Annotated in this window: 21 protein-coding genes; 12 read left to right on the top strand and 9 right to left on the bottom strand. The window is 71.5% G+C overall.

The features are described 5' to 3' along the window. The first annotated feature begins 158 nt into the window (after positions 1-158). Together ACS5PV_RS11650 and ACS5PV_RS11645 are read left to right on the top strand one after the other, a co-directional pair. Complete coding sequence (locus ACS5PV_RS11650) at positions 159-4,436, top strand: AMP-binding protein (RefSeq protein WP_455395485.1); 4,278 nt, start codon at positions 159-161, stop codon at positions 4,434-4,436. Between the two features lie 140 nt (positions 4,437-4,576). Then, complete coding sequence (locus tag ACS5PV_RS11645; RefSeq protein ID WP_455395484.1) at positions 4,577-5,395, top strand: helix-turn-helix transcriptional regulator; 819 nt, start codon at positions 4,577-4,579, stop codon at positions 5,393-5,395. On the opposite strand, the gene ACS5PV_RS11640 is transcribed toward ACS5PV_RS11645, so the two are convergent. After that, the gene (locus ACS5PV_RS11640; RefSeq protein WP_455395483.1) at positions 5,358-5,852 is read right to left on the bottom strand and encodes a MarR family winged helix-turn-helix transcriptional regulator; all 495 of its coding nucleotides are present in this window, start codon (positions 5,850-5,852) and stop codon (positions 5,358-5,360) included. The genes ACS5PV_RS11645 and ACS5PV_RS11640 overlap by 38 nt on opposite strands. A 169-nt stretch (positions 5,853-6,021) precedes the next feature. Between ACS5PV_RS11640 and ACS5PV_RS11635 the strand changes: the two genes are divergently transcribed. Further along, on the top strand, positions 6,022-8,475 hold the full coding sequence (locus ACS5PV_RS11635) for a PAS domain S-box protein (protein WP_455395482.1): 2,454 nt from the start codon (positions 6,022-6,024) through the stop codon (positions 8,473-8,475). Here ACS5PV_RS11635 and ftrA read toward each other — a convergent pair. After that, entirely contained in the window at positions 8,472-9,479 is a 1,008-nt protein-coding gene (ftrA, locus tag ACS5PV_RS11630; protein ID WP_455395548.1) for a transcriptional regulator FtrA, read from the bottom strand. The genes ACS5PV_RS11635 and ftrA overlap by 4 nt on opposite strands. 106 nt (positions 9,480-9,585) lie before the next feature. Between ftrA and ACS5PV_RS11625 the strand changes: the two genes are divergently transcribed. Next, positions 9,586-9,987, top strand: coding sequence for a rhodanese-like domain-containing protein (locus ACS5PV_RS11625; protein ID WP_455395547.1), 402 nt, complete (start codon positions 9,586-9,588; stop codon positions 9,985-9,987). Between the two features lie 203 nt (positions 9,988-10,190). Here the strand turns inward: ACS5PV_RS11625 and ACS5PV_RS11620 are convergent, their stop codons facing one another. From ACS5PV_RS11620 to ACS5PV_RS11605, 4 genes are all read right to left on the bottom strand, one after another. Then, complete coding sequence (locus ACS5PV_RS11620) at positions 10,191-10,406, bottom strand: type II toxin-antitoxin system RelE/ParE family toxin (RefSeq protein ID WP_455395481.1); 216 nt, start codon at positions 10,404-10,406, stop codon at positions 10,191-10,193. Beyond that, the gene (locus ACS5PV_RS11615) at positions 10,396-10,671 is read right to left on the bottom strand and encodes a type II toxin-antitoxin system ParD family antitoxin (protein WP_455395480.1); all 276 of its coding nucleotides are present in this window, start codon (positions 10,669-10,671) and stop codon (positions 10,396-10,398) included. The genes ACS5PV_RS11620 and ACS5PV_RS11615 overlap by 11 nt, the downstream gene beginning before the upstream one ends. Positions 10,672-10,780: 109 nt before the next feature. Then, positions 10,781-11,866, bottom strand: coding sequence for a tartrate dehydrogenase (locus tag ACS5PV_RS11610; protein ID WP_455395479.1), 1,086 nt, complete (start codon positions 11,864-11,866; stop codon positions 10,781-10,783). Between the two features lie 14 nt (positions 11,867-11,880). Then, on the bottom strand, positions 11,881-13,260 hold the full coding sequence (locus ACS5PV_RS11605; protein WP_455395478.1) for an aminotransferase class III-fold pyridoxal phosphate-dependent enzyme: 1,380 nt from the start codon (positions 13,258-13,260) through the stop codon (positions 11,881-11,883). Between the two features lie 253 nt (positions 13,261-13,513). Between ACS5PV_RS11605 and ACS5PV_RS11600 the strand changes: the two genes are divergently transcribed. The 6 genes from ACS5PV_RS11600 to ACS5PV_RS11575 all read left to right on the top strand — a co-directional run bounded on the left by ACS5PV_RS11600 (position 13,514) and on the right by ACS5PV_RS11575 (position 20,085). Continuing rightward, on the top strand, positions 13,514-13,723 hold the full coding sequence (locus ACS5PV_RS11600) for a hypothetical protein (RefSeq protein ID WP_455395477.1): 210 nt from the start codon (positions 13,514-13,516) through the stop codon (positions 13,721-13,723). A 236-nt stretch (positions 13,724-13,959) separates the two neighbouring features. Then, positions 13,960-15,102 carry an acetylornithine deacetylase gene (gene argE, locus ACS5PV_RS11595; RefSeq protein WP_455395476.1) on the top strand — a complete coding sequence of 381 codons (1,143 nt, stop codon included), beginning with the start codon at positions 13,960-13,962 and terminating at the stop codon, positions 15,100-15,102. A 78-nt stretch (positions 15,103-15,180) separates the two neighbouring features. Then, on the top strand, positions 15,181-15,468 hold the full coding sequence (locus ACS5PV_RS11590; RefSeq protein WP_455395475.1) for a hypothetical protein: 288 nt from the start codon (positions 15,181-15,183) through the stop codon (positions 15,466-15,468). Positions 15,469-15,721: 253 nt separating this feature from the next. Beyond that, positions 15,722-17,158: an aldehyde dehydrogenase family protein gene (locus ACS5PV_RS11585; RefSeq protein WP_455395474.1), complete on the top strand. Its 1,437-nt coding sequence runs from the start codon at positions 15,722-15,724 to the stop codon at positions 17,156-17,158. Between the two features lie 26 nt (positions 17,159-17,184). After that, a complete protein-coding gene (locus ACS5PV_RS11580; protein ID WP_455395473.1) occupies positions 17,185-18,318 on the top strand; it encodes a CaiB/BaiF CoA transferase family protein in 1,134 nt (377 codons plus the stop codon). A gap of 255 nt (positions 18,319-18,573) precedes the next feature. Further along, positions 18,574-20,085 (top strand): fumarate hydratase, encoded by a 1,512-nt coding sequence (locus tag ACS5PV_RS11575; protein WP_455395472.1) that lies wholly within the window; start codon positions 18,574-18,576, stop codon positions 20,083-20,085. A 288-nt stretch (positions 20,086-20,373) separates the two neighbouring features. Here the strand turns inward: ACS5PV_RS11575 and ACS5PV_RS11570 are convergent, their stop codons facing one another. After that, positions 20,374-21,177: a response regulator gene (locus tag ACS5PV_RS11570; protein ID WP_048446558.1), complete on the bottom strand. Its 804-nt coding sequence runs from the start codon at positions 21,175-21,177 to the stop codon at positions 20,374-20,376. A gap of 189 nt (positions 21,178-21,366) precedes the next feature. Between ACS5PV_RS11570 and ACS5PV_RS11565 the strand changes: the two genes are divergently transcribed. Next, a complete protein-coding gene (locus ACS5PV_RS11565; RefSeq protein WP_455395471.1) occupies positions 21,367-21,588 on the top strand; it encodes a NepR family anti-sigma factor in 222 nt (73 codons plus the stop codon). An 84-nt stretch (positions 21,589-21,672) separates the two neighbouring features. Here the strand turns inward: ACS5PV_RS11565 and ACS5PV_RS11560 are convergent, their stop codons facing one another. Next, a complete protein-coding gene (locus tag ACS5PV_RS11560; protein ID WP_048429091.1) occupies positions 21,673-21,849 on the bottom strand; it encodes a DUF1328 domain-containing protein in 177 nt (58 codons plus the stop codon). A 198-nt stretch (positions 21,850-22,047) separates the two neighbouring features. Between ACS5PV_RS11560 and ACS5PV_RS11555 the strand changes: the two genes are divergently transcribed. Beyond that, on the top strand, positions 22,048-22,248 hold the full coding sequence (locus tag ACS5PV_RS11555; RefSeq protein ID WP_455395470.1) for a hypothetical protein: 201 nt from the start codon (positions 22,048-22,050) through the stop codon (positions 22,246-22,248). A gap of 133 nt (positions 22,249-22,381) precedes the next feature. On the opposite strand, the gene ACS5PV_RS11550 is transcribed toward ACS5PV_RS11555, so the two are convergent. Continuing rightward, a complete protein-coding gene (locus ACS5PV_RS11550) occupies positions 22,382-22,573 on the bottom strand; it encodes a hypothetical protein (RefSeq protein WP_455395469.1) in 192 nt (63 codons plus the stop codon). Positions 22,574-22,740 lie beyond the last annotated feature (167 nt).

Raw genomic sequence — 22,740 nt, 5'->3', positions numbered from 1 at the left:
CCGAACGCCGCCATCGGCTCGAATAGAGCGCGAGAAACTCAAGCCAATAAAGACTAGCGACACGGGCTACTGGCAGCCGGACCGATCACGGTCCGGCTGCTTGAACGCCGTGTTGCGTGATTTTTTGTCTTGAGTTTTATAATTTTGGAGTTGGAAAAATGGAAAACATATTTCCATTGAAAGCGAAAATTCTCGCACTGCACGGACAGGGGAGCAGCAGCGCCGTCACGGAGCTGCAATTGCACAATCTCGGCCTGGCAGGCTCTGACTTCGCGATCACCTACCTCGACGGGCCCCGGCTTGCCGAAGGCCCGGGACCGGGCGTCGCGGCGCTCGCGGAATGGGTCGCCGGGCCGTGGCATTCCTGGCTGCCGCCGGCGGGGAGCGGCGACTGCGACGGCCGCGCTCTGCGCCGCGCGCTGTGCGAGGCGGTCCGCACCGTGCTGGAGGCGATCGAGGCGCACGGTCCCTTCGACGGCATCTACGGCTTCAGCCAGGGCGGCCTCGTCGCGAGCCTGGTCAACGGCCTGCCCTTCGACGACGCCCTGGCCGCCGCGCTGGCCGAGCATGCCGGCCGGGATTACGCGCACCTGTTCCGCGAGCACCGGCTCTTCGACGGGGTGGTGATCGCCTGCGCGGGCGCACCCGCCACCGTCGCCGAGCTGCGCGCGCGGGCCGGCCTGGGGGCGGGCCCCTCCGGGTTCGCGTCCTCGCAGGTCGTCCATCTCATCGGGCGCAGCGACGAGTACAAGCCGTGGTCGGAGGCGCTCGCCCTGGCCTCCAACCCGGACACGACGACCGTCCTCTACCTGGCCGGCGGGCACGAGATCGCCCGGCTCCGCCCCGAGGATGCCGAGACGGCCGATATCGTCCGGTGCTGCCTCCGGGGAGAGGACGCGACGCGGCGGGCGCGCCCGGTACCGGGCCGCGACGGCTGGCAGGCCTCGAGCGCGCGGAGCCTCCGGTCGATGGCGGAGGACGTGCAGATCGCCGCGGTCCGCAGCGACACGCACGGGCTGCCCGACACGATCCTCGGCCTCCTCGCGGCACAGCCGGCCGAGGCGCCGCTCCTGCGGCACGCGCGCGAGACCGCCGCCGCCCCGTACACGACCTACGGCCAGCTCCTCGCGTTCTGCCGGCCCGGCGGAGACGGCGACCTGCGGCGCCTCGGCGTGCGGGCCGGCGAGGTCGTGGCCTATCTCGCCCCTCCGGGCGGCAACGCCACCGCGGCCGCCGCCTTCCTGTCGATCGCCGCGCAGACCTGTGCCGTCCCGTTCCCGGCGGGACTGAGCGAGGCCGACGCCCTCCAGGCCCTCGAGCAGTACGGCGTGCGCCACATCGTGCAGTTCGACGGCGTCGCGGCCCCGGGGGCGCGTGCGGCCTTCGCCCGCTACGCGCGCGACGGCCGGGCGAGCCTGCACCGCGCCGCCGCCGCGGGCCCGCTGCCGGGATTGTTCCACTACCCCGAGTCGCGGGAGGATGACGGCGGCCGGCCGGCCCTGGCGGCCGCGCCGGACGCGGTCTGCGTGCTGCTGCGCACCTCGGGCAGCACCTCGGTGCCCAAGCTCGTCCCCCTGCGCCAGCGGGACGTGGTGCTCAACGCCGCCATCCTGGCCGACGGCCTCGGCATCACGGCCTCGGACGTGACCTACAGCGTCATGCCGCTCGACCATATCGGGGGCTTGAGCGCGTCGATCCTGTGCAGCGTCGCGGTCGGCGCGTCGATCACCTGCGACGGCCCGTACACCCCGCGCGGCATGGTCGAGGCACTGTCGCGCTCCGAGCCGCGGCCGACCTGGTACTCGGCCGTCCCGACCATCCACAACGCGACCGTCCGCTACCTCGCCGACAACCGCGACGAGTTCCTCGACGCGGCCGGCCGGTGGCGCGGCCACGGCCTGCGCTTCGTCCGCTCGGGCGCGGCCGCCCTCAAGGAGGCCGACCGGACGGTCCTCGAGGCCACCCTCGGCTGCGAGGTGGTCGCCACCTACAGCATGTCGGAGCAGATGCCGATCGCCCAGCCGCCGCGGACCGGCGGGGCCTGGCACCAGAAGCCCGAGGCCGTCGGCGTCCCGGTCGTCGCCTCGATGGCCGTGGTCGATCCGGTCACCCTGCGCCCGCTCCCGTTCGGCGCCACCGGCGAGGTCGCCATCTCGGGGCCGACGGTGTTCTCGGGCTACGCCGACAACCCCGCCGCCAACCGGCAGACGCGGTTCCTGATGCGCACGCACGAGGGCAACGGCTTCGAGACCTGGCTCCTGACCGGCGATCTCGGCGAGCTCGACCGCGCCGGGACGCTGTCGCTGCGGGGGCGGATCAAGGAGCTCATCAAGCGCGGCGGCGAGCAGGTCTCGCCGTTCGAGGTCGAGGCGGCGCTGACGCAGCACCCCTGGGTCGCCACCGCCCTGTGCTTCCCGGTGCCCTCGGAACTCTACGGCGAGGAGGTCGGCTGCGCCGTCGTCCTGGCCTCGCCCGCGGCCGGCAAGGTCACGCAGGCCGAGCTGGTCCGGGAGCTGCGCGATCTCCTGCGGGGCCAGTCCCTCGCGGCCTTCAAGGTGCCGACGCATTGGGCGCTGGTGGAGGACGAGCAGCTGCCGAAGACCGCGAGCCGGAAGTACATCCGCAACGGGCTCGCCGAGGTGCTGGGCCTGCCGGCGGCCCGGGCGGCGGGCGCGGCACCGGCGGCGCGGGACCCCGTCTCGCCTCCCGCCCCGGCCATCGACTGGTCGACGCTCGCGGGGCTGCGCTTCCTGCTCGCCTGCTACGTCATGTTCATGCATATCGGCTCGGACCAGTCCTGGGGCGCCTTCGCCAACCTTCGGCAGTTCCCCTGGCACGTCCACGCGTTCTTCGTCGTGGCCGGATTCTCCCTGGCCGCGTTCATGCCGCCCCCCATCGAGAGCAAGACCGCGTTCTTCCGCGCGCGCATCCTGGCGATGTACCCGCTCTACGCGCTCGCCGTCCTGCTGGCCCTCGTCAACGTGCTCCCGAACTGCCAGCCCGGCATGTTCTCGAGCGTCTTCCACTGGAACGCCCTGCCGGGCGACGCGGCCCGGACCTTCTGCGAGGGGACGCCGCTCCTGCAGGGCTCCGTGCTGAACTCGTGGGGCGCCAACCTCGTCTCGACGCTGGCGATCTACCTGACCGGGTTATCGGCGACGCCGCTGTGGGGCGCATCGTGGTTCCTCGGATTCTATCTGTGGTTCATCTCGATGTACTTCCAGTGCCTGACCGTCTTCCCCTTCCTGTACAACGCGCTGTACCGCAGGCGGGGCAGGACCGGGCAGCTGATGCTGCTGACCGGCCTCGTGGCACTGGCCAACGTCGTCGTGCTCTTGGGCTTCTGGTACGGCTACGCGGCCGACGCCGTCGGCTACCCGTTCGTCGACCAGGCAAGCGGGCAGAGGATCGCCCCGAGCGCGGCGCAGATGCAGGCGGCCGACCGCGATAACGCCGTCATGCTCGGCTTCTACCTGTTCGCCCCGTTCTGGATGATCTACTTCGTCGGCGGCGTGTGCGTGGCGTTCATCTGCGACGCGGTGCGGCCCGCCGCCCAGGCCCGCGCCCATCTCTGGGGCTGGGTCGCCGATGCGATCACCGTCGCCATCGTCCTGTTCAGCGTCGCCCACGTGGCGCAGGGCTACATCCCGCACGGGCCGAGCATGGGATCGAGCATGGCCCGGGCGTCCCTCGACACGTTCTTCCTGCGTCCGGCCGCGGCCGACAGCTTCATGGATCCGGGCATCGTCAACCGGATCTGGGATGAGGTGAATTCGCGCCTCTGGGCGCCGGTCACCCTCGTCTGGCTCCTCGCGCTCAGCACCGGCCGCGGCCTCACCGCCCGGATCCTGCGCTCGAACCCGATCGCCCTGACCCTGGCCCCGACCGCGTATGCCTGCTTCCTGTTCCATCAGATGGTCGGGCAGTGGTACTACGCGCTCACGCGCCACGGCGACTGGTGGAACTGGTGGAGCTACCGCAAGGACTTCTACTGGTTCAGCCCGCAGCCGCTGCCGGTCGAGTGGTACGAGTACTTCTACGTCGTCGGCCTGGTGGTGATCTTCGGCAAGGCGGTGCAGCCGCTCGACGGGGTCGTGCGGCGCGGCCTCGGCGGCGCCGTCCGGCTGCTGAAGGGACAGAACCCGGCGGCCCGGCCGGAGCGGGACACCCTGGCGACGATCCTCGAGATCGTGGGCCGGACCTCGGGCCTGGAGGCGAGGCCGGACTGGAGCCTCGAGGAATGCGGCCTCGCCTCGCTCGGCATCGTGCAGTTCACCGCGACGCTGGAGACCGAGTTCGCGACCGCGAAGCGGAAGCTCGCGCTGTCGGTCTCCGACATCGTGGCCGCGGCGAGCATCCGCGAGGTCGCGGCGATCGTCGACGCCGCGCGGCGCAAGCCGGTCGAGGTGGCCGCTCCGGTGCTGCAGGCGGCGTGACGCTCCGGCTACGGGATCTCCGGCGGCGCGCCCGACCGGCGAACGCCCGCTGACCCTGGGTGAAGGCCCTCTCGCCGGACGGCGAGAGGGCCGATATGCTTGGCGACACTGCCCCCGTAAGCGATCCATGGGAGAAGGGCGTGACGGCCTGTCGTGACGTGCAGGAGTTGATTGCCGCGATGAGGCAGGCGATCAACGCCGATCAGCCGCGTCCATTCTCGGTCTACTCGTCGTTCAAGGAGCAATGCATCCTGAATGCGCCGATCGCCAAGCCGCTGTTGATCTGCGTCCTGGTCGGGGTCAAGGAACTCGGCAGCAAGGGTGAGATCGTCTGTCCGGTGCAGAGCTTCATTTTCCTGCCCAACATCGCCACCATCGACATGCGCAACATCCCGGGGGAGGAGTACCTGGCGCTGCTGATCGAGTTCGAGCATTCCGACTTCGACCAGTTCCGGACCCGGGGACGCAAGGAGCCCCGCCTCGTCCAGGGGGCGATCGACCGCGACCTCGCGCGCACCCTGACCCAGTTCATCGAATGGTCGAGCTACGCCCGGCCGGAACTCTGGCATTTCCGCCGGCAGGAACTCCTCGGCGCGCTCTACCTCGCCGGCCACGAGGACGTGGACTGCATCGCCGGGCGGGACAGCCTGTCGCACCAGATCCACCGGATCGTGTCCGCGAACGTCGCGGACGACTGGACCGTCGAGCAGATCGCCTCGAAGCTGGCGGTCAGCCAGGCGACGCTGCGCCGCCGCATCAAGGCGGAGGATACGAGCATCAAGGCCGTCGTCGAGCGCGCCCGCCTCGGTCACGGCCTCCATCTGGTGCAGACGACGATGGAGCCGGTCGGGCGGATCGCGGAGCGGTGCGGCTACCTCTCGCAGTCGCGGTTCACGGACAAGTTCAAGCGCCTGTTCGGGGTCACGCCGTCGGAGCTGCGCCGGACGCGGATGCCCTGAGAGCCTCCGCCGGCGCGGCCGCGAACGCCTCGCGGAAATCCGGCAGGGCCAGCCGGTACAGGAGGTCGCGCAGGAGATCGGCCTGCTCGGGCCCGAACGCGGCGTCGAAGCGGGCTTGCGCAGCGCGCCACAGCGGCGTCGCCTCGGCGAGCTTGGCGGTGCCGGACGGCGTCAGGGAGATGCGCCGCGCCCGGCGGTCGCGCGGGTCCGGCACCACGCTGACGTAGCCGTCGCGGGTCAGGGGCTTCAGGGTGTGGGCGAGGCCCGAGAGGTCCATCACCATCGCGTCGGCGAGTTCCCCCATGGTCGGGCTGCCGAGGCGGCGGATCGTGCCGAGCAGGCCGAACTGCGTCGTGCGCAGGCCGCTCGGCGCCAGGGCGTCGTCGTAGAGCTGCCCGACGCTGCGCGTCGCCCGGCGCAGGGCCGCATTGCTGCAACGGGTCGGTGGGATCGTCACGCACGCCTCCGGTCCCCATTATGCGTCCTTCGCCGCCCCGTCGCAATGCGGGCCCGGCCGATGGTCGCGGGGCGACAGGGTGGAGACGGGGCACCCGCCTCCGCTATATGGGCGGCAGGGATTGGGCAAAGGCGCGGGAGCGCGCGGCCCCGATGCGGATGGGAGAGGAATGGCGGATCCCGGAGACGGCCCGGACCTCGTCGCGGAGAACGCGCGGCTGCGCGCCGCCCTGGCAGAGGCGGAGCAGGCGCGGGCCGAGGCCGAGGCGGCCCTGGCCCGGGCCGGACGGCTGCGGGAGGAGGGTGGCGTCCTGGCGGATCCGCGCCTGCGCACCGCGCTCGACATCGAGACCGTCGGGGCGATCGTCTTCGACATGGCCGGCCGGGTGCTGGAGGCCAACGACACCTTCCTGGCGATGAGCGGCTACAGCCGCGAGGATCTGGCCCGGGGCCGGCTCACCGGCGCCACCCTGGTGCCGCCGGAATGGCAGGCGATGTCCCGGCGCGTCATCGCCGAGCTCCAGGCGCGGGGCCGCTCGGATTCGACCGAGCGGGAATACCTGCGCAAGGACGGCTCGCGGTTCTGGGGCCTGTGCGCGGCCACCCGCCTCGAGGATGGCACCGGCTTCGAGTTCATCATCGACATCACCGGCCGGCGCGAGGCCGAGGAGGCGCTGCGGCGCAGCGAGACGCGCTACCGCACGCTGTTCGAGGCGATCGATGCCGGCTTCTGCGTCATCGCCCTGCGCTTTGCCGCGGAGGGACGGGCCGAGGATTACCGCTTCCTGGAGGTGAACCCGGCCTTCGCGCGCCATACCGGCCTCGACGACGCGGTCGGGCGCTGGATGCGCGACTTGTCCCCCACCCACGAGCAGCACTGGTTCGACCTCTACGGCCGGGTGGCGCTGACCGGCGAGCCGGCGCGCTTCGTCCAGCCGGCGAAAGCGCTCGGCGATCGCTGGTACGAGGTCTACGCCTTCCGGGTCGATCCGCCGGAGGCGCGCCACGTCGCGATCCTGTTCAACGACATCACCGCCCGGCGCCGGCTCGAGGAGGCCCTGCGCGGCCTCAACGAGACCCTGGAGCGCCGGGTCGCGGCCCGCACCGCCGAGCGCGACCGGATCTGGCAGGTGAGCCGCGACATGCTGGGCGTGGCCGATGCCGACGGCGTCTGGCTCAGCGTCAACCCGGCCTGGACGGCGATCCTCGGCTGGCAGCCCGAGGAGGTGGTGGGCCGCACCTCCGCCTGGCTCGAGCACCCGGAGGACCAGGACCGGACCCGGTCCGAGATCCGCCACCTCGGCACCGGCGCGCCGACGACCTCGTTCGAGAACCGCTTCCGCACCCGGGACGGCGGCTACCGCACCCTGTCGTGGCGGGCGGTGCCGTTCGAGGGCAACCTGTACTGCGTCGCCCGCGACGTCACCGAGCAGCGCGAGCGCGCGCAGCGCCTCGTCCAGGCCGAGGAGGCGCTGCGCCAGTCGCAGAAGATGGAGGTGGTGGGCCAGCTGACGGGTGGTGTCGCGCACGACTTCAACAACCTCCTGACCATCATCCGCTCGTCGGTGGACTTCCTGCGCCGTCCCGAGCTGCCGGAGGCGCGCAAGCGCCGCTACCTCGACGCGGTCTCCGACACGGTCGACCGGGCCGCCAAGCTCACCGGGCAGCTCCTCGCCTTCGCCCGCCGCCAGGCGCTGGCGCCGGAGGTGTTCGACGTCGTCGCCCGGCTCCAGGGCGTGGCCGACATGCTCGACACCGTCACCGGGGCGCGCATCCGTGTGGTGACGGAAAGCCCCGACGAGCCGTGCTTCGTGCGCGCGGACCTGAGCCAGTTCGAGACGGCGCTCATCAACATGGCGGTCAACGCCCGCGACGCCATGGAGGGGGAAGGGACGCTGACCCTTCGCGTGACGTGCGGGGCGGACAAGCCCGAGATCCGCGGCCACGCCGCGGCACGAGGCCCGTTCGCGGCGATCTCGCTCACCGATACCGGCGCCGGCATGACGCCGGCGGTGATCGAGAAGATCTTCGAGCCGTTCTTCACCACCAAGGAGGTCGGCAAGGGCACGGGCTTGGGGTTGAGCCAGGTCTTCGGCTTCGCCAAGCAGTCGGGCGGCGACGTCGACGTGACGAGCCGGCCGGGAGAAGGTTCCACCTTCATCCTCTACCTGCCCGAGGTGGCGGCACCCGCCGAGACCGGCCGGCCGGCGCCGGCGGACGAGGGCCTGGCGCCGGCCCGGGCCGGCCAGCGGGTGCTCCTCGTCGAGGACAATGTCGGGGTCGGCCGCTTCGCCGCGCAGATCCTCAACGACCTCGGCTACGTCGCCACCTGGGTCACCAACGCCGAGGCCGCCCTCGACGTGCTGGCGCAGGACAGCGCCTACGACGCGGTGTTCTCCGACGTGGTGATGCCCGGCATGGGCGGTATCGAGCTCGGCAAGACCTTGCGCCGCCGCCATCCCGGCCTGCCGGTGATCCTCACCTCCGGCTACAGCCACGTCCTGGCGCAGGAGGGCTCCCACGGTTTCCCGCTGCTGCACAAGCCGTACTCGGCCGAGCAGCTCTCGCACATGCTGGCGAGCGCGATCGGGCAGCGCCGCCGCAGCACGGCGCCGGCGGGTTAGGGACTGCGCCCGGCGAAGCTCCGGCGGTAGGCCGCCGGGCTGGTGCCGAGGCGGCTGCGGAAATGGTGGCGCAGGCCGGCCGGGTTGCGAAAGCCGCTCGCCTCGGCGATCTCGGCGAGGGACACGGGTCCCGGCCGCTCCAGCATCTCCCGGGCGAGGCGCAGCCGCTCGGCGATGATCCACTCCCCCGGCGGCAGGCCGGTCGCGGCGATGAACCGGCGCTGGAAGGTGCGCAGGCTCATGCCGGCGAGGCGGGCCAGGGCGGCGAGCGGCCGGTCCTCGTGCAGGCCCGCCCGCATCGCCTCGATCACCGGCCCGAGCCGGGCCGCCTCGCGGGCGCGCAGCACCGGCGCCTCGATGAACTGGGCCTGCCCGCCCTCCCGGTGCGGCGGCACGACGAGGCGGCGCGCCACGGCATTGGCGAGGTCCGGCCCGAAATCGCCGCGCACGACGTGCAGGCACAGGTCGATGCCGGCGGCGCTGCCGGCGGCGGTGAGGATCCGGCCCTCGTCGACGTAGAGCACGCGGGGATCGAGGGCGACGGCGGGGTGGCGCGCGGCGATCGCCCCGGCGTAGCGCCAGTGGGTGGTGGCCCGGCGCCCGTCGAGGAGCCCGGTCGCGGCCAGCACCGCGACCCCTGAGCACAGCGACATCAGCCGGGCACCGCGGGCGTGGGCGTCGGTGAGCGCCCGCACGAGGCCCGGCGGGACGGGTGCATCGATCGCCCGCCAGCCCGGCACCACGATCAGGTCGGCTTGCCCCAGCACCTCGAGCCCGCCCTCGACCGCGAGGCTGAGACCGCCGCCGGCGCGCAACGGCCCGGGCTCCGCCGCGCAGACCGCGTAGCGGTACCAGCCGGGCCCGGCTTCCGGCCGGGGCAGCCCGAACACCTCGTAGGCGACGCCGAACTCGAAGGTGCACAGCCCGTCATAGGCCAGCACCGCGACGCGCGGGCCGGACGGGCTGCTCGGGAAGGCGGCGCTCGATGGGGCGGGGCTCGGCAAGGCGGGACGGTTTGGCACGATCTCGACGCAGAACGGCAGGCGGCCCGGGCGCGGGCCTGCGGCGGAGAGGGCAGGATAGGGCGGTCGAGAGGAAAGCGAAGCCGTCATATCGAACCCGGTCACCGCCGTTCCCCCTGCCCCCGCCGCCGAGGTCGCGGCGCATTACGCCCGCCGCCTGAGCCTGGAGACCGACTGCGCCGACGTGCACGCCGCCTTCGCCAGCCCCGAGCCCGGCTTCGTGCTCCTCGACGTGCGCGGGCCGTCCCTGTTCGCGAAGGGCCACCTCCCCGGCGCCCTCAACCTGCCGCGGGGCAAGATGACGCCCCGGCGCATGGCCGAGTGGCCCGCCGGCACGCTGTTCGTGGTCTACTGCGCCGGTCCCCATTGCAACGGCGCCGACAAGGCCGCCCTGCACCTAGCCGAACTCGGATTGCCCGTGAAGGTGATGATCGGTGGGGTGACCGGTTGGGTGGATGAGCGGTTCGGCCTCTCGCAATCCGCCGACTGAGCGGGCTGGATCAAGCAACGGCAGGAGGCGTCGCCTGTCCCCTGTCGTGCTGCCGAGAGACGCTTCTGTCTGATTCCGCCCGCAATGGTTCCACCTCAATCGGGAGGTAGATACTCAGTGAGGCAACTGGTCGGCTTGGAAATCGCGTCCGGCATAAAGGACTCGCGGAATCTCCACCTGCCCTTGTGGCAGGCGGTAGACGATCAGGATCCTGCGCTCGATCGCCAGGTTCGCACTCCGACCGCAATGTCATTGCGCGGCGTTCCCTTCTCGGGAAAATCTTTGAGGCCGTTGCAGGCCGTCTCGATACGACCGAGATACGTGCTCGCTCGCGCCGAGCCGCTCTGCCGTTCAATGTAGTCGTAGATATCGAACAGGTCAGCACGAGCGAGGCGGTGGAAGACGATCTCACGCGTCACGGCCGGCGGTCTTCAGGCGCTCTGCGTGATACGCACGCAGTTCCTCGAACACCTGGTCGGCAGGAATGGGGGGGCTCGGATCGTTCAGAGCCTCTTGCACCTTCTGGCGGAGCACGGTGTCGAGCGCTGCTTCTTCCCGGTCGAGAGCGCGCAAACCTGCCCTCACGACTTCGCTGACCGATGCGTAGGCACCCGATCGGACCCGCGCCTCGACCTTTTCCTGCATCTCGGCCAGAGTGACGGTGACCGGCTTGCTGCGTCTCATCAAGGCACCTCGCTAGGCACCTCACCGTATCATGCTGTGTGACGATGTCATACAGATCTACCTTTCGGGGCGGTCCGGGACACCTCACGCTTCCGGCCCGCCCCACGCCTCACCCCACCACGAACGCCCGCAGCACCGCCTCTCCCGCGTCGCGGGTGCTCGCCGTGCCCTTGAGGTCGCGGGTGCGCGAGGCCGGATCCCGCAGAGCCGCCTCGATCGCCGCCACAATGGCGCTTGCCGCCTCCACCTCTCCCAGATGCTCCAGCATCATCGCGGCGGTCCAGATCTGGCCGACCGGGTTGGCGATGCCCTGGCCCGCGATGTCCGGCGCCGAGCCGTGGACCGGCTCGAACAGCGAGGGGAAGCGCCCCTCCGGGTTGATGTTGGCCGACGGCGCGATGCCGATCGTGCCGGTGCAGGCGGGCCCGAGATCCGACAGGATGTCGCCGAAGAGGTTGGACCCCACCACCACGTCGAACCGGTCGGGGTTGAGCACGAAGTGCGCCGTCAGGATGTCGATGTGGTACTTGTCGCGCCGCACCTCCGGATAGCGCTCGCCCATCGCCTCGACGCGCTGATCCCAGTACGGCATCGTGATGGCGATGCCGTTCGACTTGGTGGCCGAGGTCAGGTGCTTCTTCGGACGCGATTGCGCGAGGTCGAAGGCGAATTTCAGGATCCGGTCGACGCCGTGGCGGCTCATCACCGTCTCCTGGATCACGATCTCCCGCTCGGTGCCCGGATACATCGTGCCGCCGACGGACGAGTACTCGCCCTCGGTGTTCTCGCGCACGACGTAGAAGTCGATGTCGCCGGGCTCGCGGCCGGCGAGCGGGCAGGGCACGCCCGGCATCAGCCGGACCGGGCGCAGGTTGACGTACTGGTCGAACTCGCGCCGGAACTGGAGCAGCGAGCCCCAGAGCGAGACGTGGTCCGGCACCGTCGCCGGCCAGCCGACGGCGCCGAAGAAGATCGCGTCGGTGGGAGTCAGCAGCTCCTTCCAGCTCGCCGGCAGCATCGTGCCGTGCGCGGCGTAGTAGTCGCACGAGCCGAAGGCGTGGTGCTCCAGGTCGAGACGGAAGCCGAACTTGTCCGCGGCGGCCTCCAGGATGCGGACGCCCTCCGGCACAACCTCCTTGCCGATGCCGTCGCCGGGGATCACCGCGATGCGGTAGTGGCGGTTCTTGGTCGTCATAGCGAGAAGCCTTCTCACGCCAGCGCGGCGCGCACGTCGGCGACGTCGAGGACGTCGTTCAGCGTCCGCTCGAAGCGGGCGAGCAGGGTGTCGATGTCCTCGTCCGTGCAGCAGAGCGGCGGAGCGAAGCCGACGATGTCGTCGGCGAAGGCCCGGAAGATCACGCCGTTCCTGTAGCCGAACCGGGCGAGATGGCCGGAGATGCCGAGGTCCGGTGACGGCTTGGTGCGCTTGGCCTTATTCGTGACGATCTCGACGCCGGCGAGCAGGCCGCGCACCCGCACGTCGCCGACGAGGGGGTGATCGGCGAGGCGGCGGAGGCCCGCGGTGAAGCGTTCGCCGGCGCGCCGGCCGTTCTCCAGGATGCCGCCCTCGGTGTAGAGCCGCAGCACTTCCAGGCCGACCGCGGCGCTGACCGGGTGGGCCGAGTAGGTGAAGCCGTGGCCGATCGGCTTGTTCGCCGGGGCGTGGTCGGCGATGGCGCGGTAGATCCGGTCGGACATCAGCACCGCGCCCATCGGGCTGTAGCCCGAGGTCAGGCCCTTGGCGGTGGTCATCAGGTCCGGCACCACGCCGTCATGCTCGCAGCCGAAGAGCGGGCCGGTGCGGCCGAAGCCGGTGATGACCTCGTCGGCGACGAACAGGATGTCGAGCTCGCGCGCCGTCTCGCGCATCGCCTTCAACCAGCCGTCCGGCGGCACGATCACCCCGCCCGAGCCCTGGATCGGCTCGGCGAAGAACGCCGCGACGTTGTCCTGGCCCAGTTCCTCGACCTTGGCCTTCAGCGCCGCGACCGATGCGGCGATCACCGCCTCGTCCGAGTCGCCGGCCGGGTTGCGGTAGGGATAGGGCGAGGGGATGTGGTGCTGGAGCTGCGTCGGCGCGTCGAAGCCGTCGTGGAAGGCGGGAATCGCGGTCAGCCCGGCGCCGATGGTCGAGGAGCCGTGATAGCCCCGCTCCAGGGCGATCATGTGCTTCTTCGCCGGCCGGCCGGTGACGTTGTGGTAATAGCGGATGAACCGCACCGCCGAATCGACCGCGTCCGAGCCGCCCAGCGTGAAATAGACGTGGTTGAGGTCGCCCGGCGCCAGCTCGGCGAGGCGGGCGGCGAGGCGGATCGCCGGCTCGCTCGAGAAGTGGAAGTAGCCGGTGGCGTAGGGCAGCCGCCGCATCTGCTCGGCCGCCGCCTCGACGATCGACTCGTGGCCGTACCCGACATTGACGCACCACAGGCCCGAGAACCCGTCGAGCAGGGTGTGGCCTTCCGCATCGGTGAGGTACGCGCCTTGCGCCGATTGCAGCACCGTGGCGCCGCGCGCCTCGTGACCCTTCCACGAGATCACCGGGTGGATGAGGTGGTCGCGGTCGAGCTCGATCAGGGAATTGGGGCGCATGGGTCTCGGGGCTCCGGGCGGCTGGGCCCCGACCATGCGCGGAGGACGGCGGGATATTTTGCCGATCTGGCCCCGCAGGCCCGCGCGGGGTGCGGGTTTGACGGGGCGGGGCGGCAGAAATGACGGGCGGGCGGGGATCGCGCCCGGCGCCGCGTCCGATCTCTCATCGACGGGCCGGCCTGTGCTCCTCATTCGGTGTGATGGTGGGCGAGCGGCCCGCCGACCGATGAGAGCCCGTCGACCTGCGAGGGCGGTGCCGCGGAACGTCCTTCTTTCCCACCCACGCCCTCATCCTGAGGTGCCGCGTAGCGGTCTCGAAGGAGGGCTGAAGCCGTCCGCCGAGGGCCGGAAGCTGGCGCGCGACGCGACGATCGCCCCGTACACCGCCATCTTCGCGGCGTTCACGGCCGGCGCCGCCATGTTGGGCGCCGTCGTGACGCTCGTGAAGATCCCCGGGCCGTGATCGTCGGCATCTGATCCCGGACCGACCTTGCTCCGGATCGGGACGCTCACCGGATCGTCGGTGACCGGAATCGTCGCCCGGAGTCGCCCCCTCCGGAGCGACGGCGGTTTCCTGCCGCGCCGGGCGTCTCCCGCCGCAGGTTCTGCCGCCGCGAGCCCCGCTTCGACCGGGGAGCGCCCGCCCGCCCGGGCTATGCTCCGCCAAAGCCCCGCCCGAGACCGCCCCCGAGACCACCCATGTCCGACGCCGCCGCCCTGCTCTCCGACCTCGTCGCGTTCCCGTCCGTCTGCCGCACGCCCAACGGCGCGATCGTGAACTGGGTGCGCGACCGTCTCGCCCGCCACGGCGTCGAGGCGACGGTGCTGCCGGGGCCGGAGGGCGACCGCGCCAACCTGTTCGCGACGATCGGGCCGCGCGACGTGCCCGGCATCGTCCTGTCGGGCCACCTCGACGTGGTGCCGGCCGGCGAGGGCTGGAGCGGCGATCCCTTCGCCTTGCGCTCGATCGGGGACCGCCTGGTCGGGCGGGGCGCGGTCGACATGAAGGGCTTCGTCGCCTGCCTGCTGGCGTTGGTGCCCGAGATGGTGCGGCCACGGCTCGCCCGGCCGATCCACCTCGCCCTGTCCTACGACGAGGAGGTCGGCTGCGTCGGCGTCCGCCACATGATCGCGCGGCTGCCCGAGCTCTGCGCACCCCCCACCGCCTGCCTCGTCGGCGAGCCGTCCGAGATGCGCCCGGTCCTGCGCCACAAGGGCAAGGTCGCCGGGCGCCTCACCGTGCGCGGCCGGGCCGGCCATTCCTCGCGCCCCGACCTCGCCGACAACGCCGTGCATCTCGCCGCCGACATCGTCGGGCTGGTGCGCGGCCTGCACGAGGGCCTTGCCCGCCGGGGTCCGTTCCACCCGCTGTTCGAGCCGGCCGCCTCGACGCTCCAGGTCGGTGTCATCGCCGGCGGCACCGGGGTCAACGTCGTGCCCGACACCTGCCGGGTGGAGTGGGAGGCCCGCGCCGTGCCGGGCACCGACCCGATGACGATCCACGACGCGCTCCAGGCCGACATCGGTGACCTCGTGGCGCCGCTGCAGGCGGCCGGGCGCATGGTCGCGGTCGAGAGCGAGGTGCTGTCGCTCTACCCCGCCCTCGACCTGCCCGACGACGCGCCCCTGCGGAGCCTCGCCGAGGCCTGGTCCGGCCGGGCGGCGCTCGGGGCGGTGAGCTACGGCACCGAGGCCGGGCTGTTCCAGGCCGCCGGCATCCCGTCGATCATCTGCGGCCCCGGCCGCATCGCCGAGGCGCACCGCCCCGACGAGTCGATCGGCCGCGCCGATCTGGAGGAATGCTGCGCGATGCTGCGCCGCGTCATCGCGCATCACAGTTGACGACAGTCGAACCGGATCAGATCGCGCGCGTTATCGGGTCCAGGATCTAGCGAATTCGGGATCCGACAGGAGAGCAGCATGCGTTCGATTCTCGCAGGACTCGCCGCCGGCCTTCTCGTCGCCGGCGCGGCGTCGGCCCAGACCGCCGCCCCCTCCACCGCCCCCGGCACGATGGGCACGGCGCCTGCCACCACCGGCACCGTCGCGCCGACGCAGAACAACACCGGCGGCCGCACCGGCGGCGTTGTGGCGCCCGGACCGACCGGCGCCTCGACCATCACCGGCAACTCGGCCGCCGGCGGCAATGCCGGCCAGCCGGAGCGGGCGGTGCCGCAGGGCAGCAGCAACAGCGGCGGCGGCCGGTAAAGGACGGCGGACCGAAGCGGGGACGGGGCGCGCCGCGCATCCGCCCCGCCTCGGCAACCCGGCGTGCGGCGACAGCGATCGCCATGGCGCTCCACGTCCCTCCCGCACGATCGGGGATGCCCGGCGCCATATCGCGATTCTATCGCGGGTACCCGTCGATGATATTGGATTACGACCTCCCGGCGCGGTAACACCGCGCCCAAGAGCTGGCCGGCCGCCGTCAGGGCGGCCGGCCGCCACGGGAGGTTGAAGCATGAACGCCCACCAGCACTTCATCGGCGGCACCTGGACCGGCAGCGAGGCGAGCCTGCCGGTACTCAACCCGTCGCACGGCCAGGAGATGGCCCGCATCGCCCGTGGCGGCGCGGCCGAGATCGACGCCGCCGTCAAGGCCGGCCAGGCCGCCATGGACGGCGAGTGGGGCCGGCTCGACGCCGCCTCCCGCGGCCGGCTGCTGCTGAAGCTCGCCGAGCTGATCCGCCGCGACGCCGAGATCCTGGCCAAGATGGAGAGCGAGGACGTCGGCAAGCCGATGACGCTCGCCCGCAACGACGCCCAGGTCTGCGCCCGCTACTTCGAGTATTACGGCGGCGCCGCCGACAAGGTGCACGGCGACACGATCCCGTTCCAGAACGGCTTCACCGTCATGACCGTCTACGAGCCGCACGGCGTCGTCGGCGTGATCGTGCCGTGGAACTACCCCCTCCAGATGACCGGCCGCTCGGTGGCGCCTGCGCTCGCCATGGGCAACGCGGTCGTGCTGAAACCCGCCGAGGACACCTCGCTCTCGGCGCTGCACCTCGCCAAGCTCGCGGCCGAGGCCGGCTTCCCGGCCGGCAGCCTCAACGTGGTGACGGGCTTGGGCGAGGAGGCGGGCGCGGCGCTCGCCTCCCACAAGGGCATCCACCACATCAGCTTCACCGGCTCGCGCGAGGTCGGAACCCTGATCCAGACGGCGGCGGCCAAGAACACGATCCCGGTGACGCTCGAGCTCGGCGGCAAGTCGCCCCAGGTGGTCTTCGCCGACGCGGATCTCTCGGAGGCCGGCAACGTCATCGTCAAGGCGATCACCCAGAATGCCGGCCAGACCTGCTCGGCCGGCTCCCGCGTGGTGATCGAGGACGCGATCTACGACAGCTTCACCGCCGATCTCGCGAAGCGCTTCAAGGACCTGCGCGTCGGTTCGGGCGAGCAGGACCTCGACCTCGGCCCCGTGGTCAACGCCAAGCAGTGCGAGCGGGTGCAGAGCTACATCGACCTCGCCCGCCGCGACGGCCTGACCATCCTGGCCGAGGGGGAACTCGGCACCAACGTCCCGGGCGAGGGCTACTACGTCCGTCCGACCCTGATCGGCGACGTGCCGCCCGACCACCGCCTCGCCCAGGAAGAGATCTTCGGGCCCGTCCTGGTGGCGATCCGGGTGCGCGACGAGGCCGAGGCCTTGAGGGTCGCCAACGGCACCGAGTACGGGCTGGCCGCCGGCATCTGGACCCAGGATCTCGGCAAGGCCCTGCGCCTGTCGAAGGGCATCAAGTCGGGCCAGGTCTTCGTCAACAATTACGGCGCGGGCGGCGGCGTCGAACTGCCCTTCGGCGGCGTGAAGGGCTCAGGGCACGGCCGCGAGAAGGGCTTCGAGGCGCTCTACGGCTTCGGCTCGATGAAGATGATCGCGATCAAGCACGGGGTCTGACGATCATGGCGACGGGGAGCGGGGCAGTGGGAAATGGGGTCCTGCCGCTCAAGGGCCTGACCGTGGTGGCGCTGGAGCAGGCGGTGGCAGCCCCCTACTGCTCCTCGCGCCTCGCCGACGCGGGCGCCCGCGTCATCAAGATCGAGCGGCCGGAGGGCGACTTCGCCCGCGGCTACGACGCCGCGGTCAACGGCCTGGCGAGCTACTTCGTCTGGCTCAACCGCGGCAAGGAGAGCCTGGTCGCCGACATCAAGGAGCCGGGCGATGCCCGGCTCCTCCACGCGGTGCTGGCCAAGGCCGACGTGTTCATCCAGAATCTGGCCCCCGGCGCCGCGGCGCGGGCCGGGTTCGGCTCGGAGAGCTTGCGGGCGCGCTATCCGCGGCTCATCACGGTCGACGTCACCGGCTACGGCTCGGGCCATTCCTACTCCGACATGAAGGCCTACGACCTCCTGGTCCAGGCCGAGAGCGGCCTGGCCGAGATCACCGGGCACCCGGCCGGTCCCGGCCGGGTCGGGGTGTCGGTCTGCGACATCGCCTGCGGCATGGCGGCCCACGCCGCGGTGCTGGAGGCGCTGATCGCCCGGGGCATCACCGGCGAGGGGGCGAAGCTCGAGGTCAGCCTGTTCGACGGCATGGCCGACTGGATGAACGTGCCGCTGCTCTACTTCGAGGGCACCGGCCGGGCGCCGCAGCGGGTCGGCTTGGCGCATCCGTCGATCTGCCCGTACGGCGCCTTCCCGACCCGGGACGGGGCGATGGTGCTGCTCTCGATCCAGAACGAGCGCGAATGGCGCAAGTTCTGCGCCGAGTTCCTGCGCCAGCCCGACCTGCCCGCGCGCGCGGGCTTCGAGAGCAACAACGCCCGGGTGGCCAACCGGCCCGAGGTCGACGCCGTGGTGGCGAAGGTCTTTTCGGAGTTGAGCCGCGACGAGGCGGCGGACCGGTTGCGCACAGCCGGCACGGCCTTCGGCTTCGTCAACGGGCTCGCCGACCTCGTCTCGCACCCGGCGCTCCGGCGGGTCACCGTCGAGACCCAGGCCGGCCCGGCCTCGATCGTGGCGCCGCCGGCACTGCGCAACGGCCAGGCGCCGGCGCTGGGCCGGGTGCCGGGGATCGGCGAGCACACCGAGGCGATCCGGCGGGAATTTGCGGCGTAGACCTTCCGCAACACCGGTAAAGTCCAGCACACTCCCCTCTCCCATGTGGGAGAGGGGTCGGGGGTGAGGGTGGCTCGGGTTCAGGATCGAACTCAACCGTCGAGCTGCCGGCACGACGGTAAGTGCTTCATACGGAAGCGCGCCACCCCGCGCGATCTTCGATCGCCCCTACCCCTCTCCCACACGGGAGAGGGGATCCCGCGCCTTATAAAATTACAGCTGCGGTGATCAGATCATTGTCTCGGGAGGACAACCATGGCCACCATCCGCGAAGACGACCTGGTCGCCTCCATTGCCGACGCCCTGCAATTCATCTCGTACTACCACCCGGCGGACTACATCCAGAACCTCGCCGATGCCTGGCGGCGCGAGGAGAGCCCGGCGGCCCGGGACGCGATGGCGCAGATCCTGGTCAATTCCCGCATGGCCGCCTTCGGCCGGCGGCCGATCTGCCAGGATACCGGCACCGCGCAGGTCTTCATGAAGGTCGGGCTCAACGCCCGCATCGTGTCGAACCGCTCGCTCCAGGAGATCGTCGACGAGGGAGTGCGCCGGGCCTGGCGCGAGGAGCGCAATCCGTTGCGCGCCTCCGTCGTCTCCGAGCCTTTGTTCGGGCGCCGCAACACCGGCGACAACGCGCCCGCCATGCTCCACGTCGAGATGGTAGCGGGCGACACGGTCGAGGTCCACGTCGCGGCCAAGGGCGGCGGCTCGGAGAACAAGGCGAAGTTCGCCGCCCTCAACCCGAGCGATTCCGTCGCCGACTGGGTGGTGCGCACGGTCGAGACGCTGGGCGCCGGCTGGTGCCCGCCCGGCATGCTCGGCATCGGCGTCGGCGGCTCGCCCGAGAAGGCGATGACGCTCGCCAAGCTCTCGCTCCTCGACCCCATCGACCTGCCGCAGATCCGCGCCCGCGGCCCGTCCTCGAAGGAGGAGGAGCTGCGCCTGGAGATCTTCGAGCGGGTCAACGCGCTCGGCATCGGGGCGCAGGGGCTCGGCGGCCTCACCACCGTGCTCGACGTGAAGCTGAAGACCTTTCCGGTCCACGCCGCCTCGCTCCCCGTCGGCCTGATCCCGCAATGCGCCGCCGACCGGCACGCCCACTTCACCCTCGACGGCAGCGGTCCGGCGGTCTTCACCCCGCCCTCCCTCGACCTCTGGCCGCAGGACATCAGCGTCGCCACCGCCGCCGGGCGGCGGGTCGACCTCGACCGGCTGACCCGCGAGGAGGTGGCGACCTGGCGCGCCGGCGAGACCCTGCTGCTGTCGGGCCGCCTGCTCACCGGGCGCGACGCGGCGCATCTGCGCCTGACCCAGATGCTGGAGGCGGGCGAGCCGCTGCCCGTCGATCTGCGCGACCGGGCGATCTACTATGTCGGGCCGGTCGATGCGGTCGGCGACGAGGCGGTGGGGCCGGCCGGCCCGACCACCGCGACGCGCATGGACAAGTTCCTGGAGCCGATCCTGTCGCGGACCGGGCTCCTGGTGATGGTCGGCAAGGCCGAGCGGGGTCCGGCCGCCGTCGAGACCATCGCCCGCCACGGGGCCGCCTACCTGATCGCGGTCGGGGGCGCGGCCTATCTCGTGTCGAAGGCGATCAAGTCGGCGCGGGTGCTCGCCTTCGGCGATCTCGGCATGGAGGCGATCCACGAGTTCATCGTCGAGGACATGCCGGTGACGGTCGCGGTCGACGCCGCCGGCACCTCCGTCCACCGCGACGGTCCCGCGAGGTGGCGCCGGCCCGCGCGGGAGATGGCGGTGGTGTGAGAGCCGGACGGGTCGTCGGACGAGCGGGCGCCCCCTCCCCCGCTGCGGGCCACGGCCTGCGCGGGGACGCCGGCAGGCACAAAGCACCATGCGCGCCTGCAGATCGGCCCGGCCCCGCCTCTGCTCGGGGCGTCGGCGAGACGGCACGAACCGGCGCCCTGCGGCCGCTCGATACTGTCATGTCGACGCTGTCACGCCGCACAGGCGGCACCGGCAAAGACGAGGCCCCGGCACCCGCCTCGCGGCGGGCCCGGGGCCTTCGGATCCGTGCTGTGGTCGCGCGCGGCGTCAGGCGCTCGCGCGGGCCTCGCGGCGGCGGGCGCTCTGCTGGAAGAACAGCGCCTGGCTGATCACCGCCGAGACGTTGGCGGGCTGGAAGGGCTTGGCGATCAGGAAGGCCGGCTCGGGCCGCTCGCCGGTGAGGAAGCGCTCCGGGTAGGCGGTGATGAAGATCACCGGCACCTCGAACGACTTCAGGAGGTCGTTGACCGCGTCGAGGCCCGACGAGCCGTCGGCGAGCTGGATGTCGGCGAGGATCAGGCCCGGGCGCTTGGTCGAGGCGAGCTTGACCGCCTCGGTGCGGGTGCGGGCGACGCCGGTGACGTTGTGGCCCAGACCCTCGACCAGGGCCTCGAGGTCCATGGCGATCAGCGGCTCATCCTCGATGATCAGGATCTCGGTCGCCATGTCGGCGGCGAGCTCGCGGCCGGCCTCGTCGACGAGGTCGCGGACCTCCGAGACGTCGACGCCCAGGATGGTGGCGGCGTCCTCCTCGGAGAATCCCTCGAGGCAGGAGAGCAGGAAGGCCTGGCGCGGCAGCGGGGTGATCTGGCCGAGCCGCACCTCGGCCGGCAGGTCGTGCTGCGCCTGCTCGGTCTGGCCGTTGACGGAGAGCGAGTTCCAGATCCGGGTGAAGACGCGGAACAGGTCGGCCTTGACGTTGGTGCTGCGCCCGAGGGTCTCGGGCTCGTTCACGAGCGTTTCGAGCGTCGCGGCCACGTAGGCATCGCCGGCCACCTGGCTGCCCGTGAGGGCGCGCGCGTAGCGGCGCAGGTAGGGCAGGTGCTGCACCACGAGTTGTGCTGTCGACATTCAGGTCCCCTTGGTGTTGTCGTTCGCGCGTCGGCCCTCACGCCTCAACGCCGTGAGGGAGCATTCGTTCCGGATGGCTGCGGAACTGACTGCGCCGGCGCGCGTTGTCGCCGCAAGCGCGCGACCCGGCATACCGGGCGCCATGGCATCGCCCTGTCCGCATGTCCAGGACGGGCGAAGGGGAATGGTATGATCGAAGGCAAGGGCCCGCGGGCGCCCCTGGAAGAGGATGTTCCCGCCGCCGGGCCCGAGCAGCCCGCCCTCGACCGGAGCGTCCAGGGACGCATCGGCTCGCACCTGCGCGCCATGTACGACGAGCTGATGCAGCAGCCTATTCCCGACCGCTTCGTCGACCTCATCGCCGAACTGGAGCGCAGCGCGACCCGGGAGACGCCGGAGGCGGAATCCTGACCCGGCCCCTCTCACGATGACGCCGTCCCCGCGGGAGGGACGGCGCATGACTTGACGGCGGTGGAGCGTCGTCGGCCGGCGACGTCAGAGTGTCGGCGACCGGCCCCGCATCAGGCCGACCACGGCCGAGATGGCGAACAGCACGACGGCGACGAAGAAGATGAGCTTGGCGGCCTCGACCGCGGTGCCGGCGATGCCGCCGAACCCGAACAGCGCGGCGACCAGGGCCACGACGAGGAAAGTGACAGCCCAACCCAGCATGGCGAGACCCTCTTGTCTGATTCTCGGCCCCTCGGCCGATCGTGAGCAGACAACGTCAAGCATGACCTTGAGTTCCGCTTTGTCGCAGGTGGCGCGAACGGGTCGGGCACCCCACATCATGGTGACGGCCGGGGGAGCGGCCGGGCGGAACTCCGGTTTCGCGCCACACGTTCTCACCGGCGTCTGGATGGAGGCTTGATGATGATCCGTTCCAATGCCCTGCGTGCCGGCCTCGCGCTGCTCGCCCTGCTGGCGGGTCTTCTCACGGCCTCGCCGATGGTCGTGACCGGTATCGTGACGGCGCTCGGCCTCGCGGGGGCCCTGGCGCTCGCCGGGGCGCGGGCGCAGGCGGCGCCGGCTCTCGTCCCGGTGCGGGTGCGCGACCGTCGGCGGCGCTGAAGCCGCCCTCCCCTGCCGGTCCCGTTGCGGGACCGGACCGGCGAGGACGCGAGCCGTTCGCTCCTCGCACATTCCGCTCCGCCTTTCCGGCGGAGCGCTCCATGCTCATCGGTGATGTCGAGGTGACCGGCCGTCAGCGCTGGCGCTGCAATTCGCGCTCGCGATGCCGCAGGCGCAGCAGCAGGTCGACCTGATCGAGGGGGATGGGCTGGCCGTCCACCGTGCGCTCGTAGAGCGAGCGCAACGTCCGCCCGAGCCGATGCTGCGCCTCGATGCAGATCGCCGGCAGGGCCGGATCCTGGACGGTCTCCCGGGACGCACTCACTTCCTGCTTCATCGGACCACCGGCCCCGTACCGTTGCGCGGGTCCGAGGGAAGGCTGGCCCGCGCCGAGAGGAGGCAGTCTCGGCGGATATGGTAAAGAAAAAGTTAACTTTTCTCTTTGTTCACCATGCCGGCGGCGCGTAGGGGCGGTCGCCGAATCGCCCGGCC

Source organism: Methylobacterium sp. Gmos1 (genome assembly GCF_053764715.1).
The sequence above is the reverse complement of the archived record's forward strand: the minus strand, read 5'-3'. Positions and strand labels throughout refer to the sequence as shown.